General features: G+C 32.0%; 18 protein-coding genes. 1 reads left to right on the top strand and 17 read right to left on the bottom strand.

What is annotated here, in order from left to right; all coding sequences use genetic code 11:
* Nucleotides 1-62: 62 nt before the first annotated feature.
* The 15 genes from TR13x_RS08705 to ftcD all read right to left on the bottom strand — a co-directional run bounded on the left by TR13x_RS08705 (nucleotide 63) and on the right by ftcD (nucleotide 13,211).
* Complete coding sequence (locus tag TR13x_RS08705; protein ID WP_054871537.1) at nucleotides 63-944, bottom strand: xanthine dehydrogenase family protein subunit M; 882 nt, start codon at nucleotides 942-944, stop codon at nucleotides 63-65.
* A 44-nt stretch (nucleotides 945-988) separates the two neighbouring features.
* Nucleotides 989-2,326, bottom strand: a complete 1,338-nt coding sequence (locus tag TR13x_RS08700; RefSeq protein WP_054871536.1) for a 5'-deoxyadenosine deaminase — start codon at nucleotides 2,324-2,326, stop codon at nucleotides 989-991.
* A 66-nt stretch (nucleotides 2,327-2,392) separates the two neighbouring features.
* Nucleotides 2,393-3,712 carry an NCS2 family permease gene (locus TR13x_RS08695; protein ID WP_054871535.1) on the bottom strand — a complete coding sequence of 440 codons (1,320 nt, stop codon included), beginning with the start codon at nucleotides 3,710-3,712 and terminating at the stop codon, nucleotides 2,393-2,395.
* Between the two features lie 82 nt (nucleotides 3,713-3,794).
* A complete protein-coding gene (ade, locus tag TR13x_RS08690) occupies nucleotides 3,795-5,606 on the bottom strand; it encodes an adenine deaminase (RefSeq protein WP_054871534.1) in 1,812 nt (603 codons plus the stop codon).
* An 18-nt stretch (nucleotides 5,607-5,624) separates the two neighbouring features.
* Nucleotides 5,625-5,909, bottom strand: a complete 285-nt coding sequence (locus TR13x_RS08685; RefSeq protein ID WP_054871533.1) for a EutN/CcmL family microcompartment protein — start codon at nucleotides 5,907-5,909, stop codon at nucleotides 5,625-5,627.
* Between the two features lie 16 nt (nucleotides 5,910-5,925).
* Nucleotides 5,926-6,729: a flavoprotein gene (locus tag TR13x_RS08680; RefSeq protein WP_054871532.1), complete on the bottom strand. Its 804-nt coding sequence runs from the start codon at nucleotides 6,727-6,729 to the stop codon at nucleotides 5,926-5,928.
* A 133-nt stretch (nucleotides 6,730-6,862) separates the two neighbouring features.
* Nucleotides 6,863-7,138, bottom strand: a complete 276-nt coding sequence (gene pduA, locus TR13x_RS08675) for a propanediol utilization microcompartment protein PduA (protein ID WP_054871531.1) — start codon at nucleotides 7,136-7,138, stop codon at nucleotides 6,863-6,865.
* A gap of 13 nt (nucleotides 7,139-7,151) precedes the next feature.
* Nucleotides 7,152-7,517, bottom strand: a complete 366-nt coding sequence (locus TR13x_RS08670) for a BMC domain-containing protein (protein WP_054871530.1) — start codon at nucleotides 7,515-7,517, stop codon at nucleotides 7,152-7,154.
* Nucleotides 7,518-7,574: 57 nt separating this feature from the next.
* Nucleotides 7,575-7,874, bottom strand: coding sequence for a hypothetical protein (locus TR13x_RS08665; protein WP_054871529.1), 300 nt, complete (start codon nucleotides 7,872-7,874; stop codon nucleotides 7,575-7,577).
* Nucleotides 7,875-7,887: 13 nt separating this feature from the next.
* Nucleotides 7,888-8,157 carry a BMC domain-containing protein gene (locus TR13x_RS08660; RefSeq protein WP_082394843.1) on the bottom strand — a complete coding sequence of 90 codons (270 nt, stop codon included), beginning with the start codon at nucleotides 8,155-8,157 and terminating at the stop codon, nucleotides 7,888-7,890.
* A gap of 16 nt (nucleotides 8,158-8,173) precedes the next feature.
* A complete protein-coding gene (locus TR13x_RS08655) occupies nucleotides 8,174-9,526 on the bottom strand; it encodes a UbiD family decarboxylase (RefSeq protein WP_054871527.1) in 1,353 nt (450 codons plus the stop codon).
* Nucleotides 9,527-9,545: 19 nt separating this feature from the next.
* Nucleotides 9,546-10,100 (bottom strand): UbiX family flavin prenyltransferase, encoded by a 555-nt coding sequence (locus TR13x_RS08650; protein WP_054871526.1) that lies wholly within the window; start codon nucleotides 10,098-10,100, stop codon nucleotides 9,546-9,548.
* 74 nt (nucleotides 10,101-10,174) lie between these two features.
* Nucleotides 10,175-10,777, bottom strand: a complete 603-nt coding sequence (locus TR13x_RS08645) for a cysteine hydrolase family protein (protein ID WP_054871525.1) — start codon at nucleotides 10,775-10,777, stop codon at nucleotides 10,175-10,177.
* Between the two features lie 14 nt (nucleotides 10,778-10,791).
* Nucleotides 10,792-12,204 carry an allantoinase AllB gene (gene allB / locus TR13x_RS08640; protein ID WP_054871524.1) on the bottom strand — a complete coding sequence of 471 codons (1,413 nt, stop codon included), beginning with the start codon at nucleotides 12,202-12,204 and terminating at the stop codon, nucleotides 10,792-10,794.
* A gap of 98 nt (nucleotides 12,205-12,302) precedes the next feature.
* Nucleotides 12,303-13,211 (bottom strand): glutamate formimidoyltransferase, encoded by a 909-nt coding sequence (gene ftcD, locus TR13x_RS08635; RefSeq protein ID WP_054871523.1) that lies wholly within the window; start codon nucleotides 13,209-13,211, stop codon nucleotides 12,303-12,305.
* Nucleotides 13,212-13,607: 396 nt separating this feature from the next.
* On the opposite strand from ftcD, the gene TR13x_RS08630 reads away from it, so the two are divergent.
* Nucleotides 13,608-14,300, top strand: coding sequence for a cyclase family protein (locus TR13x_RS08630; RefSeq protein ID WP_054871522.1), 693 nt, complete (start codon nucleotides 13,608-13,610; stop codon nucleotides 14,298-14,300).
* Between the two features lie 26 nt (nucleotides 14,301-14,326).
* Here the strand turns inward: TR13x_RS08630 and TR13x_RS08625 are convergent, their stop codons facing one another.
* Together TR13x_RS08625 and TR13x_RS08620 are read right to left on the bottom strand one after the other, a co-directional pair.
* The gene (locus TR13x_RS08625; RefSeq protein ID WP_054871521.1) at nucleotides 14,327-16,015 is read right to left on the bottom strand and encodes a PucR family transcriptional regulator; all 1,689 of its coding nucleotides are present in this window, start codon (nucleotides 16,013-16,015) and stop codon (nucleotides 14,327-14,329) included.
* Nucleotides 16,016-16,136: 121 nt separating this feature from the next.
* A complete protein-coding gene (locus TR13x_RS08620; RefSeq protein ID WP_054871520.1) occupies nucleotides 16,137-19,916 on the bottom strand; it encodes an S-layer homology domain-containing protein in 3,780 nt (1,259 codons plus the stop codon).
* Nucleotides 19,917-19,936 lie beyond the last annotated feature (20 nt).

Below are 19,936 nucleotides of genomic sequence, written 5' to 3'. Positions count from 1 at the left end.
AGCATCCCCTCTTTATTTGATAGTTGTTAAAATTTAGTTTCAAAGAATAATTTCAGTAATCCCTATTCCCTGTCCTCTATCCCCTGATTACTATTATTTATTGCTTCTTTTAGAGCTTCCTTGAAAACCCCTTTAACTGCGTCACTTTTAAACTCAACAGTTAAACGACCAGCCAATCTTTCTTTAACAATTTGTTCGAATTTCACTGTCGAAGCTATTATCATTTCTTTATCTAATCTTTTTCCTACCATAAACTGTTCTAATTCTCTTTCTCTTAAACCGTGTTTACCTAAAGCTCCAGATGCTATTCGTATATCTTTACACTTAATCCCATCTTCTACTTCTAAAAATACACTAATACACATCCTAGATATCGCTAATGCTTTTCTTAACCCTAATTTGCTAAAGCCCAATCCTTGATTTTTCAAAAGATTCTTGAATTTTATACTATAAAGAAGCTCATTATTATTTATCGCGACCCGTCCCTTATCTTTTAAAACTTTTTCCAAAGATATTTCCCTTGTACCTTCAATACTTTTTATAACCAATATTGAATCCAATGCTAAAAGTGGTGGTACAGTATCTGCAGCTGGAGAACCATTACAAATATTACCACCAACAGTTCCTCTATTTCTTATTTGTGGTGAACCAACAAAATTAGCCGCTTTTCTTAAACCCTCTAACTTTGGACTCTTAATATATTTAACTAATTCATCAAAAGTTGCAACCGAACCGATTTCAATATACTCACCATTTTCTCTTATAAAAGATAATTCTTCTATAGTAGATATATCTATTAATACATTGTAATCTGGATCTCTGTGCCTTAATTGTATTATCAAATCCGTTCCTCCAGCTATTAGTTTACATTTATCTCCGTATTTATCTAAAAGTTTTAATACTTCATCAACAGTTCTGCATTTATAAACCTCATTTACCCCCATAACAATCCTCCTTTATATGTAAAAGGGGAAGCTTAACTTCCCTCTTAATTTTCTATTCCAGCTAAATCTATTTGCTTTTTAATCATTCTATTAACATCATTTTTTAAAGATTTTTCGTTAATTGTTAATAGTTTTCTGTTTAACATTACTATATTTCCATCAATAATTGTAGTGTCTACATCTGTAGCTTTAGCAGAATATACTAATTGAGAGATAATATCTACATTCTCAGTCGGATAGTTGTGTATATTATCTAAATCTACAATAACAATATCAGCTATCTTACCTTCCTCTAAGCTGCCTAGCTTATCTTCCATACACATAGCCTTAGCTCCACCTATCGTAGCAAGTTCAAATACCTTTTGCGCAGGCATTACAGTTGGATTTAATAATCTTGCCTTATGTATCAAAGCTGTTGTTCTCATTTCTTCAAACATGTCTAAATTATTATTGCAAGGTGCACCATCGGCACCTAATGAAACATTTGCTCCCTTTTCCAATAATTCAGGTATTTTTGCAATTCCTGAAGCTAATTTTAAATTTGAGTTTGGACAATGAGAAATTTTTGTACCAGTCTCGGCTAAAATTCTCATTTCCTCATCATTTAACCAAATGCAATGAGCTAGTATTAACTTTTCTCCAGTCAACCCTATCTTGTCTAAATAAATTATATTTCTCATTCCCCTATCTTTTTCTACTAATTCAATTTCTCCCCTATTCTCAGATGCATGTGTATGTACCATAACATCAAATTCTTTTGCTAAGTCCCTTACTTTAACAAGTAATTCTTCACTACAAGATACTACAAATCTTGGAGCAAATGCATATTGGATTCTTCCATTCCCTTTTCCATGCCATTTTTTTAATAGACTAACACTTTCTTTAATAGATTCATCTGTATTTTCCATTAAAGCATCAGGAACACCTTCACCATAATCCATCATGCATTTACCTGTAGTAGCTCTAAAACCACTCTCATAAATAGCAGTAATAGCTGCATCAGTATGATTTACTGTTTCCATATCAATAATAGCAGTAGTACCACCTTTTATTAATTCTGCTATACCTAATTTAGCAGATATATAATTAGATTCTTCAGTATGAGAAGCTTCTAATGGCCAAACTTTCTTTTTTAACCAATCTAATAGCTCCAAATCATCAGCTTGCCCTCTAAATAAAGCTTGTGTTAAGTGTATGTGAGTCTGTATAAGCCCTGGAATTACAACTTTACCTTCTGCATCTATTATTTGAGCTGCTTCTGCATCTATTTTATGAGATATTTTAATGATTTTATTACCTTCTACTAAAATATCCCCTTTTAATATTTCTCTTTCTTTATTCATAGTTACAATGATTCCATTTTTGATTAGCAATCTTTTCATGTTTTTCCCCCTCATACATTTAAAAAATAATTTTAGTTTTGCTCCCACAAAAGTGGGAGCAAAACGTTATACTAACAATTTTAACACAAATAATACTGCTAATATATACATAAGAGGTGATACTTCCTTGCCCCTACCAGTTAGTAACTTCAATACAGCATATGATAAAATACCAAATACTAGACCTTCAGCAATACTATAAGTTAATGGCATCATTATAATTGTTAAAAATGCTGGTATAGCTTCTGTAAAGTCGTTTAAGTCAACCTTCATTATAGGGGACATCATAAATAGACCAACTATTATTAAAGCTGGAGCTGTAGCTGCAGCAGGAACAATAGTAAATAATGGAGCAAATAACAATGATAATAAGAATAATACACCAGTAGTTAGTGCAGTTAGACCTGTTCTACCTCCTTCTGCTACACCTGAAGCACTTTCTACATAAGTAGTTACAGTACTTGTACCTAAACATGCTCCTACTGTAGTTCCAACAGCATCTGCAAATAAAGCTTGCTTCGCTTTAGGTAATGTACCATCTTTCTCTAACATATCCGCTTTAGATGCTACCCCAACTAAAGTTCCTATTGTATCAAACATATCTACAAATAAGAAAGTAAATAAAACAATTAACATGTCTAAAGTAAACACCTTATCAAAGGCAAACTTAAATGCTATTGGTTTTAATGAAGGAGGTGCACTAATTATAGACTGAGGCATAGGAGTTACTCCTAATGGAATTCCTATTATTGTAGTAACCAAAATTCCTATTAATAGCGCTCCTTTTATGCCTTTAGCTAGCAATACACCTGATATAACTAAACCTATTAAGGCTAGAATAACAGTTGGGTTTTTAATACTGCCTAAAGTTACTAAAGTTGCATCGCTATTTACAACGATTCCTGAGTTAACCAATCCTATAAAAGCAATAAATAAACCAATACCAACACTAACAGCATGCTTTATATTTAGTGGTATACAGTTAAGTATCGCTTCTCTTATTTCAAATAGAGTAAGTATTATGAAAATAATACCTTCTAATAATACAGCTGTTAATGCAAATTGCCATGAATATCCCATTGTTAAAACAACGGTATAAGCGAAGAAGGCATTAAGTCCCATACCTGGAGCTAAAGCAAATGGATAATTAGCATATAATGCCATTACCATAATTGCTATAAATGATGATAAAACTGTCGCCGTAAATACAGCACCTTTGTCCATCCCTGCATCACTTAAAATAAGTGGATTAACTACAAGTATATAAGCCATAGTCATAAATGTAGTGATACCTGCAATAATTTCAGTTTTTACATTAGTGTTGTGTTCCTTAAGTTTAAAAGTTCTCTCTAAGAAGCCTTTTTCAGCTTGTAAATTAGTACTCAATACTACTCCCCCTTTTTGTATTAACACTTTTGATTACAAATTATTTCGTTATATCTCAATCTCACCCCCTTACCATTAACATCTATTCTAATACCGTTGGTAGGATTTTGAAGTTGTTAACATCTAAAAGTCCTCTATCTGTTATTTTCCATTTAGGGCTAGTTGATAATGATAAAAACGATAAATGCATAAATGGTGCATGTACTTCACATCCTAACTGATCTTTTACTACTCTTTCTAGTTGAGATATTTTTTGACTTACTTCATGTCCTGTTAATTCGTCAGTTATCAACCCACCAACAGGTAGTCTTAACTCTTCTAAAATTCTTCCCCTATTTGCTACAGCAATTCCACCACCCATTTCTACAACTCTATTAACTGCTAAAACCATATCTTTTATATTAGTACCTACAACTAAAATATTATGGGTATCATGTGCTATACTCTCAGCAAAAGCACCCTGTTTTAATCCAAAGCCTTTAACAAAAGTCTTTCCTATGTTTCCATTTCTTCCATATCTCTCTATACATGCCATTATTAAAATATCTTTATTAATATCAGGCATAACTTTTCCATTTTGTACTTTTAACTCTTCTTCTAAGCTTCCTGTTAAGTTTTGGTCAGGTATTAGCTCTATGCATCTTACTTTAACTTTGTTTCCAGATGCCTCAATTTCTAAATCTGCATCATTTATTAAATTGCATTTTACAGATCTTTTAACGCTATCTGGATATGTATATTTAGGTATATCTATTAATAACTGACCATATGATGCTACCAATTTACCTTTAATAAATACTCCATCTACCTTCATTTCTTCCAAATCTCCGATTATAGCAATGTCAGCAAGTTTTCCCGGTGCTAAAACTCCTCTATCTTCTAATCCAAAATAAGTTGCTGGATTAATAGTTACCATTTGTATAGCTTCAACCGGGTCAACACCTTCCTTTATTGTTCTCCTAACAATTTCATTCATATGACCCAGCTTTTCTAAATCTTCAGCAACCATATCATCTGTAGCTAGAATACATCTTCTTGAATCAAGTCTATCTTCAGTAACTGCACGTATACACTCAGCCATATTTTTCTGAGTAGACCCTTCTCTCATAAACACATATACACCTTGTCTTAACTTCTCTACACATTCTTCTTTAGTAGTCGTCTCATGGCATGAACACTTGCTCCCTGTAGAAATAATGTGGGCAGCTAATTCTCTGCCAAATAACTCAGGAGCATTACCATCTACTATTTTCCCAATATTTTTAGCATATATAGTTGATGCTAGCAAATCCGTTATAACTTCAGGGGTATTCCTATATACATGTCTAGCATTACTAAAACCTTGCAATTCTCCTATGCCTATTACATTCGGATACCCCAAAATCTCTTCCATATCTTTTGATGTAATATCATATCCGGCAGTCTCTAATCCTGGGCAGTCCGGAGTCAATGCTGGTACAACTAGATGTACATGATTAGGCACTAAACTAGCTTCTTCAGCCATAGCCCTTATGCCTATAGGCCCTAATGCATTACCTATCTCATGAGGATCGGCAACTAAAGTAGTAGTACCAGAAGGTATAGATAATCTAGAAAACTCTGTTATTGTAAGCATACTGCTTTCAAAATGCATATGGGAATCTATAAAACCAGGGGATAAATATTTCCCCTGAACATCAATAACTAAAGTGTCAGGTCCGATTAATTTATCAGCATCGCCTACCATTAGAATATATTTACCTTTAATAGCTATATCAGCAGTATAAATTTCTCTTGTTAATACATTGATAACGTTTCCCCTGTATAAAATAATATCAGCAAATTCCTTATCAGACATCAAAGCATCTATTAATTGCCTATACTCCATTGCCTGTTTAATTGTTAATGCATCCAACCTAGCCCTCCCCCTCTCCTAGTCGTTCATATATTCCCTATATACATCAACGTTATCGACAATCCCAACTATAGCAGCATCTATGGGCGCTTGTAACCTATCAGCAGCTAATCTTGCAGCAGCACCTCTTGAATAGATTACTATCTCACCAATGCCAGCACCTACAGTATCGACAGTGATTAATGGATTTCCAGAAGGCTTAAAATCAAGATTTAATGGCTGAGTTACCATTAACTTGCAACCTGTTAGCCTTTCATCTTTCCTCGTAGCAACTACAGTACCAATTACTCTTCCAATTTGCATTGTACCTCTCCTTTGGTTATTTCTTTCTAATCTTTAATCCCAATTCTTTTGCTGTGTCTTTAGCAAGCGGGGTAATAATAGTTCTAGCAGATACGACAATTTCCTTTTCTTTTTTAGCAATATTAATAACATCCTTTTCAGTTATAACACCTTCAAAAAAATTCATATCATCAGTTATATCTTCATTAGTCTGAATTTCGAAGGCTTTATATGACTTAAATTTGTCAAGAAGCCTTACTATAAAATCATTTTTGTATACTTCAGTAACGCCCATTTTAATTAGCTTAGATAAATAATTTTCTATCATTTCGTTTAAGAAAGGATTTTTTGCTTTTGATCCCATTTTAGTTCTACAATTTGTAAAATCAATAAAAACGGGTTTGCCAAACCAAAGCATATGCCATATAAGGCTTGTAATAAAATCATCCTGCAAACCCATTACAAGCTTCGTTAAAGTATTTTGAGTCATCATAGGTACTATTACACCGTCAAATTTGTAAAAAACATCTAAGTTTGCTATCGTAACATTATTAAATATTTTTTTCGGACCCAATCGTGACTTTAAAACATCCATTCCAATAATCTCTTCAGCTACTTCTGATAAAACTACATCGTAAGTAAATCCATATCTTTTTAATTTGATTAACTTATCAACATAATCATTAAGACCTATGTTAGTCCCAGTAAATACTAGAGCCAAATGAACAGAATTAGTCTCTATAAAATTTTTTTCAGTTTCATCCTTTCTATCTTCATATATGTTACTTGTTTTTTTAAAAAGCTCATTTATTACACTTTTTGTAAATTCATATTTATCCATTTCAGCACCCCTTATTATCTATCACTGCTACCATAACATAATTATTATCAGGCTATTGATTAGCTTATTGTTTCTAACTAAAAAAATAATTATGACTCATTAGGAGAGTATGGTAGCTAAAATGGGATGAAAACTATTCATTTTTTAATAATACTCTCTCAACTTCAGAATGAGGTCTTGGTATTACATGAACTGAATGCAACTCTCCAACTGCTCTTGCTGCCTCAGCACCAGCATCTGTTGCAGCCTTAACAGCACCTACGTCTCCTCTTACCATTACAGTAACTAATCCATAACCAATTTTTTCATAACCTACTAATGTAACATTTGCTGCTTTAACCATAGCATCAGCAGCTTCAATAGCTCCCACTAAACCTTTAGTTTCAACCATACCTAAAGCTTGACTCATATAAACTCCTCCTTTATTTATTTTCTTTTTCTTTTTTCTTATTTTTTGATTTATCCTTGATTTTGTTAGATTTTTTATCTTTCTCAAAGTTTTTCTTGAATTTTTCTATTAGTTTATCTACCTCTTCATGAGGTCTTGGTATTACATGATATGATAACACAGTACCAACTCTATTAGCTGCTGATACTCCTGCTTCAACACTAGCCTTCACAGCTGCAACCTCACCTGCTATTTGTATAGTCACACTAACGGCCTTACCAGCACCAATTACTTTCTCATATCCTACCAATGTAACATCAGCCGCCTTACTTGCCGCATCTAATGCAGTTATCGCTGTTGTTAAACCAACCGTTTCTATTAAACCTAATGCTTTTTTCAAAACTACACCTCACTTTCTTTTGGCTCTTTACTAGAATTACCATTTTCTTTTTTCTCTCTACTTTTGTTTTAGTTTTAATGATAATTCCTCTAAAGTTGTAATGGTACTTTTTCTATTTATAATACTGCTTTCTTTTTTATGAGTTTTTCTCGTTAAATCTTCTAATGTTATTTTATTCACTACTCCAGATCTATTTTGAGTATTGTTCTTCTTATGAAATATTTCTAAAAGTATCTGCTCCTCTCTCTTGTTAAGATTATGAGAAGTACTACTGTATGCCTTTAAATTAGCTTTATTTTTATTACCTGATTTTTCTAAAATATTGTTAAGAATTACATTTGTCAACGAATTTACCATGTTCTCACCACCACTAATACTCTAAAATCTTATCAACTTCTGTATGTGGCCTTGGTATCACATTTACCGATATAATTTCTGCAATTTGGCTAGCCGTTTCTTTAGCGTTTTCTACAGCTGCCTTAACAGCAGCAACTTCCCCTTCGACCATTACAGAAACTATACCAGAACCAACGAATTCAAAATCTACTATTCTAACATCAGCTGATTTAACCATCGTATCTGCCGCTTGGATTGCAGCTACTAAACTCCTTGTTTCTACCATTCCCAATGCTTGTTTCATAATTTATACCACCTTTTTATTTAATATTGGGAAAATATTTTGTAATTTCTATATTTTCATATCTAGGAATCTTAGCCTTTTCAAAATCTACTCCCTTTTTTTCTAATGGTTTTGTTGCATCTATACCTATTTTATCGGTAGTCCCTTTATAATTATGCGATGGGTCTAATACAGAGCCATTAGCTCCTGAAATAATAACTAAATCTTTTGATGCTTGTACTCTAGTCGCTAAAATTCCTTCAACTTCACTCGTGTTAAATATATCAACATCATCATCTACAACAATTACATGCTTAAAATCATTATTGCATCCTAAGGCTGCTAAAATAGCACTTTTCCCATCCCCTTCTTTCTTTTTGTTTATTGAAACTACTGCATGAAATCTATATCCTCCTCCAATTGTTACGTTAACATCCTTAACATCTACAAGTTTGCTTAAACTAGTATAAAGTTCAACCTCTCTAATTAACCCATTAGATAAGTGTTCTTCTCTACAAGGGAATGATACTTGAAATATTGGATTATTTCTGTGCATTACAGCAGTTATCTCAATAATAGGATGAGAATTTGCTCCTCCATAGTATCCCATCAATTCACCAAACGGTCCTTCTATTTCTCTTTTTTTCGGAGGTATTATTCCCTCTAATACTATTTCAGCATATGCAGGAACTTCTAAATCTACTGAATGACATTTTACTAACTCTAATGGTTCTCCTCTTAAAGCACTATCTATTTCGTATTTGTCAACTCCGAAAAATTGACTACTTACCTGAGATGCCAATAGAAATTCATAATCATATCCTAGAATTACAGCAACCTCTAAAGGTTTATTTTGATTTTCTAAATTCAATAGTTGATCTTTAAGTTTAGGAGATGCTACAAGTATACTCAACCTATTACCACCATTAACTTGTAATCTTCTAACTGCAGTATACCTTTTATTAGTTTCTGGGTCTTTAATAACAACAATCCCTGCAGTTATAAATGATGATGAATCTTTCTCGTGAAATGTAGGAATAGGAAACATCCTTGGAAGATCAATATTTCTAGTTATAATATTTTCTTTTACAGGGCCTGTATTTAAAAGTCTAGTTGGTTTAGGATTGGCAATAGCATCTATTATTCTATAAATTCTATCGCTATGAGTTAGGTTGAGCATATTGTAATATATATTTCTATCTCCAAACATTGCTCCTACAACAGGAATCCTATATCCCTTAACTTTACTAAATAACATTGGTCTAGTATTGGAATAATATTTTAGCACCGCACCTAATTCATATTCTGGATCTACTTCTACATCACAGATTAACAAGTTTCCGTTTTGTTTAAGCTTCTCCAAGCTTGCTCTTAGCATTTGCCTTTCCATATTATCCCTCTTTTCTAATTTATTCTCCCCATCGCTTTATTAAATTGTGATTAATTCCAAACTGATCCAAAGTCCTACCTATAATTGAACTAACAATATCACTTATAGATTGGGGATGATTATAAAAGCCTGGAGATGCAGGCAAAATGGTTACACCCATTCTCGAAAGTTTTAACATGTTCTCTAAATGTATAGCGCTTAAAGGAGTTTCTCTAGTCACTAACACTAATCTTCTTCTCTCCTTTAATATTACATCAGCTGCTCTTGTTAAAAGGCTATCAGAAATACCATTCGCAATTGAAGCTAAACTTTTCATAGAACATGGTACAATTACCATTCCATCCGTTTTAAAAGAACCACTGGCAATTGGTGCAGCTAGATTTCTATTATCATGAAAATGAGTAGCTAACTCTTTAAGTTCATCTAAACTAATACCACATTCATGCTGCATTACATATTCTCCCATACTTGAAACTACTAAATGGGTTTCTACACCAAGTTCTTTCAATACCTTAAGAAGTCCTACTCCGTATATAGCACCACTTCCCCCTGTTATTCCAACTATCAATCTCATTCAGCTACCCCTCTTCCTAAGTCTTATGAAAAATTAGTCATTTGTCTGCCTCAATTGAGGCAGACAAATTCAAATTACTCAACTTTATTCTCTGTATCTCCTCCACCTAGCCATGGATCGATTCCCTTTTCCCACGCATCTATATATTCATCAATAGTCATAACCTTTGCAAACAAGCTCATATCCTTCAATCCATATTCATGCATTTCTTCTGTTTTTGATGCACATCCATCACTTAACGCTATTACTTTATAAGCATGATACAATGCATCGGATGCTGTACTTCTTACACATACATTAGTCCAAACACCAGTAACTACAACTGTATCAATATTCTCTTCCCTTAAATATAAGTCTAAGTCTGTATATGCAAAACCACTATGTCTTCTTTTCGGAACTATATATTCATCTTCTTGAGGATAAAGCTCTTTTATAAAATCTGACCCCCAAGTTCCCTTAACAGCATGAACAGGTCTTACTCTAAAATCTGCATCATTTTTTCTATGCGCTTCTTGTATATGCACCAATACAACATCGTCATCTTCTCTATTTCTTACCCATTCAAACAATCTCTGCAAATTAGGAACTATTTTTTCCCCTCCTGGGCACCTTAATGGAGCTTTCTCTCCAATAAAATCATTTAACATATCTATAACTAATATAGCGTGTCTAGGCATTTCTATTTACCTCCTTAGAATTTTATTAATCTTTCTAATTTACCTTTGTTTTGTCTTTTTATAAACTTACCATAACCTTCGCGACCTACAATGCCCTCAGTATCATCATAAACAAGCTTGCCGCGAACTACAGTTTTAACTGGCTTACCCTTTAGCTTAAATCCATGGAATGGTGTGTATTTAGCCATTGTATACATCTTATCTTTATCTATTGTCCATTCCTTTTCTAAATCTATAATTGTAAAGTCAGCATCAGAACCTATAAACATAGCACCTTTCTTAGGATATAATCCATAATGTTTAGCTGGATTTGTACTTAATACTTCTACTAATCTGCTTAATGAAAGTCTTCCCTTGTTATATCCTTCACTTATAATTACAGGTACCATTGTTTCTACACCTGGTATTCCTGGAAAAGCTGTCCATATATTCATTCCCTCTGCTTCCTTTTCTGTAGGTATTTCATATGGTGCATGATCTGTCGCTATAAAATCAACTCTTCCGTCCTGTAATGCCTTCCATAATATTTCATTATCCTCTTTAGTTCTTAATGGAGGAGCTATCTTTGCGAATTGCTTAAACTCACTCATTGCATCTTTATAATTTAGTGTCAAATAGTGAGGACACGTTTCAGCAGTTACATCTAATCCTCGCTTCTTTGCTTCTCCAACTAAAATAGCTCCTATACCTGTACTCATATGAACTATATGAAGCCTTGCACCTGTCTCCTCAGCAAAGCTTATTCCTAGTTGAATAGCTACTTTTTCAGCTAAAGTCATTCTGGCTTCAGCCCATGCAGGTCCATCCATACGACCTTCAGCTTGGAACTTCTTAACATAAAAATCACACATAGCAAAGTTTTCTGCATGAATACCTATTGGAAGACCTGTTTTAGCTACAGCTTTAAAAGCTTCTAACATCTCCGGATCTGTTACTCTAGGATAAGTTGGAACTGAAGGTGTCATATATACTTTAAAAGCGCACACCCCATAATCTGCCTGCTCCTCAACATTATGCAACCATCCATTTCTCACATCTTCTCCAGTAACTCCGCCCCACATAGCATAGTCTACAATTGCTTTATCTTTTATAGCCTCTAATTTATGCTCTAAGTTTTCTACACTTCTTACAGATGGAACTGAACAACATGGCATATCTATTATTGTTGTTATACCACCACTTGCTGCTGCCGATGTACCTGTAAGAAAATTCTCTCTATGTGTAAAGCCAGGGTCATTTATATGTGTATGTGAATCAATACATCCAGGTAATGTTAAGTGACCTTCTGCATCAATTATTTCCTTAGCATCAATACCATCTAAATCCTGTGTAAAACCTGCAATTTTCTCGTCTTTAACTAAAATATTAGTTAATATCGTATCGTCACCTTGTGGGATACGAGCATTTTTAATAATTACATCATACATTTTAAATCCCCCTTGTAATATTATTTAATTAATTGTCAGCCAACGTAATACCTAATCATCAACTGACAACCAAAAGCCATCATGCATTAACTATTCATCTACTTCATTAAATGTGTCTCTAATATCTGCTCTTTTCTAAAATTTTCTAGTCCTAAATAATACTCCAATGAGTTTAATAAATGTTCTAATTTAACTGGACCTACTATTTCAGAACCAGTAACAGCTACTCCATATCTTGCCGCTTCCTGTTTAACAAAGTTATATGCTCTATAAAGTGGTGTTTGAGTGCAATCAAACATATTCATTGAAACAACTACCCCAGATCTTTCTGGAAATTTAATGCCAACTGCTCTAACTGTTGAAAAACCACCACTAGGACCTCTTACTGATTTTGCTATCTTCTTAGCAATGCTTAAATCTTCAGTAGCCAAAAATACATTATATGCTGTCAATCCTTCTGTATCTGCACTAACAATTGTAGCACCTGCCGTTGGATGTAAAGCTGCAGGACCAATATCTGGCTTTCTTTCATCTGTATGAGCTACTTTTTTAAGCCCTTCATATTGCCCTTTTCTTATGAAAGATAAAGCCTTCCTTTTTTCACATCTAGCATTGTGTCCTGAAAAATAAACAGGTACTTTGTATCTTTCATAAATTTCTTTTCCAATCTCTTCTGCTAATTGCACACATTCCTCTAATGTAATATTTTTAAATGGAAATATAGGTATTGTATCTTGAGCACCAATTCTAGGATGAGTTCCTGTTTGCTCTTCCATATTTATTAATTCATATGATTTACCTGCCATATTAAGCAGCGCTTCTTTTAAAGGCTCAGGTTCACCAATTAATGTTACAACTGTTCTGTTAAAATCATGCTCTGGCTCATAGCTAACTAAGTTTACGCCCTCTATGTTTCTTACTTGATCAACTATCGCCTCTATAACTTCCTTTCTTCTGCCTTCACTAAAGTTAGGAACAGCTAATATGTACTTCTTTTCTTCTGACATCCCACATCCTCCTCACTTTTCAGTTGATTTATGCTTTATTAAAATACTATTTCTTTTCACTGTTAACCATTCCACATATTAGTGCTATAACCTTTGTAGTTCTTTTACAAAACTTGCCTTTCCATTTACATTTTTTATCCTTATAATTTGTTATTTTTTTATAAATTTTTGAATAAGTATATATGTACTTTACAACGAGCCAAAATATACAACTTGTGTAATTGTGTATTTTAAACAGTTACAAAGAATTTCTAATTTTTTCATCATTTACACATTAACTAATTCAAAAAATATAATAAAGGGATTTCTTCCCATAAATGATATAATGAATATAATCTATCCATTCCCAATTGAAACAAATTTCTATTTACAATCTTCAAAAAGGGGGATTTCTACATGGGGCTTCGTTTAATTGATTTATCACAAGAAATTTATCAAGGTATGTCTGTTTTTCCAATGCATCAAAAGACTTTTATAATGACAAATATGACACACGAAGAGAATATGAAAACTACTGGAAGCAAAACTTTAGGTTTCTCTGCCAGAAATCTTTTAATCAGTGAACATGGAGGAACACATAGTGATGCAGTATGGGAATATAAACCAACTGGAGATACTATCGATAAAATGCCATTAGAATATTTTTGGGGAAGTGCAATCTGTATAGATGTATCATTTGTACCTGAAAGCAGAATGATAGAGCCAAAGGACTTAGAAAAAGCCGTTAAAAATTCTAAACAAGAAATAAAACCTGGAGATATTGTATTATTATATACAGGTCATTATGACAGAAACTTCGGTACAGATAAATGGCAAACTACATATACAGGATTAAGCTATGAAGGAGCAAAGTGGCTTGCTGAAAAAGGAGTAGTCAACATAGGCGTAGATGCACCTGCAATTGATCATCCTAAAGACTTAAATTTTTCAGGACATCTAGTTTGTGGTGAGTATGATATAACAAACACAGAAAATTTGTGTAATCTGGATAAAATAGTAAATAAACGATTTTTATATTTTGGACTACCATTAAAAATAAGAGATGGTTCAGGATCACCAATTAGAGCAGTTGCATTAGTTGAAGAGTAAAGGAAAAAGAGTGGCAATTAAAATATTCATATGCCACTCTTTTCTTCATTTTGCAATATTTTTTTAATTTTTAAAGCTACCTCTAAGTTTAGTCGGTCTTTTGCATTTTCTAAATCCATACCAGTTATATCATTAATTCTTTGAATTCTATAAAGAATAGTATTATAATGTGTGAATAGTGCCTGAGACATTTTTTTAAGATTACCATTATATTCAAAATATGCTTCTAACGTTTTTACTAAATCTGTAGATTTTCTTATATCATATTCAACTAAACATTTAATAGTAGTATTGTAAAATTTCATAAGTTCTTCTTTTAAAGAGTCATGACATAAAATTTTATATATACCTAAATCTTCAAAATTAACTACACAATTTTCATCTAAAATATCACCTGCTCTGATAGCCTTAATTGTATCCATATAACTTTTATATGCATTCATTAAACCTGTGTATTGTCTGCCTATCCCCATTCTAAACTTAAATTTACCTAAGCTCTTTCTTAATAACTTTTCTACTTTATTACTAAATATCTCTAACTTTAGATCCATTTTTTCATTATCATTAAAAGATAATAATACATATATACTATCGGTCTTATTTGTAACAAGACCATTAATATTAATATCTCCTATAAGTTTTTCTATTGAATTTGCCAATCTAGTAATTTTCTTTTGAAATGAATCATCAGATAATGCTGCATCTTCTGCATTTGTACTTCTATTAATATTAATTACTGCTATTACATATTTATTATCTCGATTTAGCTTAAATAATACCGCTCTTTCTACAGCTTCTGCTCTTCTTATATTATCCAACGATATTAAGTCTTCAATAAATTCATATTTATGTCGATTTTCTACCTCCATTACTGATAATATTTTCAGTATTTCTAATGCTATTGTTGTTGAAGCTGATTCTAAAACAGAAAAATCAAACCCACCTAGTGGGGTATTTGTAGACCATGTAAAGATATAGCCATAAAGATGATTCTTAACAAGAATTGGCATAACCATTCTTTTTATGTACTTCCCTTTTATTAACTCTGTGCTTTCATATAATTTATTATCTCTATATTTACTTGAAGATTCTTTATAAAATTTTTTTAGATTTTTTAATAATAAATTCTTAGTTTTGTCATCTTCGCAGTCAAATTTTATTATTGTTTTTTTAGGAAATTCTAAATCAACTAGTACTGGATTCCTAACACTTTCATATACAACCTCAGTTATTTTTTCAATACTAAAATTGTTCATCATTGCATTCATCAATTTTTCATGTATTTTTTCTAACCTCTGAAGTAAAGATGCCTGTTTATTAAATATTTCTTTAAAAATCGGTGTCATAATATCTGAAAAAGGTGTAGCATAATAAAGATCAATAATTGGGAAATTTAATTTATCAGCTAATTCAATTACTTCTTTAGACAAAGACTCTATATAAGGATAAATCTTAATCCCTATGCCTGCTAATTTTTTCTCTGAACACTGTCTAATAAATTTTTTCTGCTCTATTACATTTTCCTTTCTAAAGGAATAAGCTGTTGTTAATAACAACTCCCCTTCATGAACCCAATCTAAAATGTCAGGGTCTGCCATAATATTAACTCTTGAAACAGTGTTCTTTATACCTTTATAGCCAGCAATAAGCTTGCAATTTTTCATACAGTCCATTTTTAAAATATCTTCTAACAAAATACCATTTTGCCTAACCAATATACTACACCTCTCTATAACTAATTATGTTAATATTTTGACATTTTTGATTGATTTCCTTCTTACAGATTAAAATATAATTCTCTAAAACAAAAAAGGATGCAAAACTGCATCCTCATTTTTAATTTATAAAATCTACAACTTTCATCATTCTAATTAACATTGTAGCAGCTTCTGCTCTTGTTGCATTATCTTTAGGTACAAACGTATTATAAGTTTTACCTGTGATTATACCTTCTTTTGAAGCTATCGCTACAGATTCCTTAGCCCAATTTGCTATATTAGATTTATCATCAAATTTATTTAACAATGTATTTAATTCATTATCATCTACAGTTATATTTTTACCAGCTACTTTTAATGCCCTAGTAACCATAGCTGCCATTTCTTCTCTACTTATAGGATTATATGGTTTAAATGTACCATCATCATAGCCAGTAATTAATCCCTCATCAGCTGCTGTGCTAACAGCTTTTGCAAACCATTCTTTGCCTTCTATATCTGAAAATTTACTACTGCTTATCTCATTAGTTTTCAAGCCTAATGCTCTTACTAAAAGTGCTGCAAACTCTGCTCTTGTTATGTTTTCATCAGGTACAAATTCATTTTCATTTTTTCCATTTATGATTAGCTTCGAAGCTAGTATCTCTATATTATCCTTAGCCCAATGATTTACAATATCTTCAAAAGTCTTCTGACTTTCAATTAATGTATAAATACTGTTACTCTTTCTTTTCAAATAAGCTACATAGTTCCCATTTTCATTAACAATTTTAGTTGGTACATGAATAAACGTATTATTTTCTTTGTCAAACACTACACCTACAACTTTATTAACATCTACTGTTGCATTTAATGTAATTTTTCTAGTTACATATTTTGATTTAAAATTATTTATCTCTATTTTATTCTGTTCACTATCAGAAGCTTCTATTTTAAACTCTACAGGTGTAGTTAGCAACTTCATGTTTTGCTTCTTAGCAGCATTTTCTATTTCATTTATTATTTGCTTTGAAGGCTCTTTTATTATTATATCTATACTTATATTTTCATCTTTTAACACATTTTTGATCTCATTCATATCAATTACATCTACTGGTAAAATATATTCTGCCAAATTAGATTTAACCATTACTGACATATCATCATCTTTTTCTTTAAGAACATTTACTATACTGTAAGGTAATTTAACTTCAATATTTGACATTTCTTCTTCTATAATATCAAAACTATCACTTGCTAAATTATTAATAGTTTCTAAAGTTTTTTGTTCATCATAAATTATCTGATTTATTATTATTCCATCTTCTAATACTTTCTCTTCTATAGATTTTTCACTTTCTTCTTTTAATAATTCTAAATTCTCTTCAAGATTTTGTGGTTCTTCTTGAATAATAGGTAGCGGTATTATTGGTATCTGAGGTTGAACATGTGGTTGTTCTTGCTGTTGTTCTTGTGGCTGCTCTTGCGATTGTCCTTGCTGATCTTCTTGTGTTTGTTCTTGATTTATTGCTTCATTTACAGTAAAAGTATCTGTAAAACTTAAACCGTTCCAAATAACAGTTATTGTGTAATCTCCAGCCTCAAGACCCTCTGGGAAATTAAACGTAAATTGAGTTGAATTTATCTCGCTATTACTTATAGTAACTCCACCATATCCAGAAATTGTTAAAGAAGGTTTTTTATCTGTTGTGTTAAAAGTCAACCCTTCCCCTGTTACTAACATTGTAAAAGAGCTATATCCAAAATCTTTTTCCTTAGGAGATATTGCTATCGAACGAACAGCTACTAATATACTTGTTTCAAGCTCATCACCATTTCCATCAACTACTTTTATTGTATGTGTACCTTCTGTTAAATAGCTTTCATTTGGTATTGTAAAATTTAATTGTGAAGTTGAAATAATGTTCACATTGCTGATTGGATTATTATCAATAGTTAAAGTTGTATTACCCTGAATAAAGTTTGTATTAATACCAGTTATAGTTATTTCTTTGCTTCCCAATTCATCCTTGTATACTGATGAAGGAGATATACTGCTAATTCCAGCAGTATTTACTTTTATTAACGCACTGCCTTGAACAACTTCATTTATTGAACTACTGGATGTAGTTATCTTAATTCCATAATTGCCTTGTGCTGTTATAGTATTAGGGATTAAATTAAAAGTGAGTTTGGTATCACTAACAACTTCTACATTAGAAATTGTAGCTTCTGATATAGCTGTTTGTTGATCATCTAATATTTCTATTATAGGTACTGATTTTGAAAAATGAGTCTTATCGCCTATTACAGTTATTGTGATCGGTGTACTGCTTGCATTAACAATAGTGTTTGGGGAAACCGATACTATTGTAGGTGAAGTTACAGTAAATTGATAAGTAGCTTTATCTGAACTAGTATTACTATCTCCATCAATATCTATTACAATTGTATAATTTCCCGCACTTAATCCTTCTTTTAATGAAAAGCTTAAATGTGTAGAATCTTCAACAACTACTGTTTCAGTTTTACCTGTTAGCTCTTGAATTTCAACCGTTGTTGTTCCTTGTCTAAATAATGTATTTGTTCCTGTTATTTCTACAGTCATTTTTTTGTATCCTTCAGGTATATTATTCCCACTTACAACATCTGAAACAAATTCCACGTTTGTTATTTGTGGTGCAACAACTGTAAAAGTATCTTCTACTATCTGACTACCTGTCACAGCTCTAACATAATATGTTCCCACTGGCAATCCTGTTTCCAACTGAAAGCTTATATTATTACCATTAGATACATTTATATTCGAAATATAAGTTGCTGTTATATCAGTACCACCACTATCAGGATTTCCATTATATAGATTTAATTGTGTTATTCCACTTGAAAAGCTTGTATTAGTCCCTACTAAAACAAAATTATAAGGAGATATATAACCTACAGGAATTTTATCTAAATCTAATCCTTGGTACTGAAGTGAAGCTGATACAGAGTTTACTGATAAAGTCGTTTGCACTACTTCATTTCCCGTACTAACTTCTACAGTATATACTCCTGGTTCTAAACCACTGTTTAATGAAAATGATAAACTATTTCCATTATTAACAACTATAGCACCCACAATATTGCTTTTTCCTATAATACTAACTGTTGTTTGGGTTTGACTAAAACCTGTATTAACTCCAGTAACATTAATAGTAGTTGTAGAATAACCCTCACTTATACTATTAGGTGAAATTGAAATAGATGGTGTTTCTCTTACTTCTAAAGCATTAACAGCAGTAACAATCTCATCATCTGTAGTAACTCTTATCGAATATGTTCCAGAAGGTAAGCCGTCTTTTAATTTAAATGTTAAGTTTGTATTAGAACCTACTGATGTAATAGAATCTACGTAATTCATTACTTGATTCTGACTGTCTAATATTTCAACTGAAGTTTTTCCTAAAGTAAAATTAGTATTAACTCCTGTAACAGTTATTTCTTGATTACTATAATCTTTTGCTAGACTCGTTGGTGAAATACTGCTAATTGAAGGATCCCCTATTATTATAGTCCCAACATCATAAGTACCCTTTGGATCTACTATCCTTATATCGTATACACCATTTGTTAAACCTGTTCCTAATGTAAAACTAACTTCATCTGCAGTTGAAGTAACACTACTAACTTGTGCAGTTTTAACTACTGATCCATTCTGCATTATATAAGGAGTGCTATTGCCTGCTGTAAATGAATTTGGTGATGTTATTGTAATCCTTTTAGGAAGAGATGAACTGCTTACAGCTTTTGGACTAATAGTAAAAGTAGATACAGCTTTAACGGTATTAAATACTGCAAATTGTGTAAAGATTATAGTAAAAATTATAGCAAAAGCCAGTAATTTATTTATAAAATACTTTTTCATATTTATTCTCATCTATTTTTCACTCCCATCCT

The sequence above is a fragment of the Caloranaerobacter sp. TR13 genome (genome assembly GCF_001316435.1).
In the GTDB taxonomy this organism is placed as follows: domain Bacteria; phylum Bacillota; class Clostridia; order Tissierellales; family Thermohalobacteraceae; genus Caloranaerobacter.
Note: the sequence above shows the minus strand (reverse complement) of the source record. Positions and strands in the feature narration are given on the sequence as shown.